Source organism: Ornithinimicrobium kibberense (assembly GCF_006519705.1).
Taxonomy (GTDB): Bacteria; Actinomycetota; Actinomycetes; order Actinomycetales; family Dermatophilaceae; genus Ornithinicoccus; species Ornithinicoccus kibberensis.
Genome location: NZ_VFXM01000058.1, coordinates 1 through 296 on the forward strand (window position 1 = coordinate 1; position 296 = coordinate 296).

At 63.5% G+C, this 296-nt stretch carries 1 protein-coding gene; it reads right to left on the reverse strand.

Features of this window, described 5'->3' with window-relative positions:
• Positions 1-85: 85 nt before the first annotated feature.
• The coding region (locus tag FJR00_RS15600) for a VOC family protein (RefSeq protein ID WP_475483690.1) at positions 86-296 on the reverse strand (211 nt) is incomplete at its 5' end.

The window sequence follows — 296 nt, forward strand, 5'->3', positions numbered from 1 at the left end:
GACCGCGACAAACGCCTCGACGTAGAACGATCCAACCCTCTTGGACCGCACTGTTCGACCTGCGGATCGCGGCAAGAGCGGATGTTCAATCGGCGACGAGCTCGAACTCGAAGCCCTCTGTGTTTTCGAGGAACAGCGCAGTGTGATCCGGCCCGCCAGCGTGAGGGTAGAGCTCGGCAAATAGTTCTCGCCAGCCATGCCGGCTGGCCTGCTCGCGCACATGGTCGAGCTGCTCCCGGCCGGCGACGCGCAACGCGAGATGGTTCAAACCGGCTCGGGTTCGTTCGTGCGTTCCG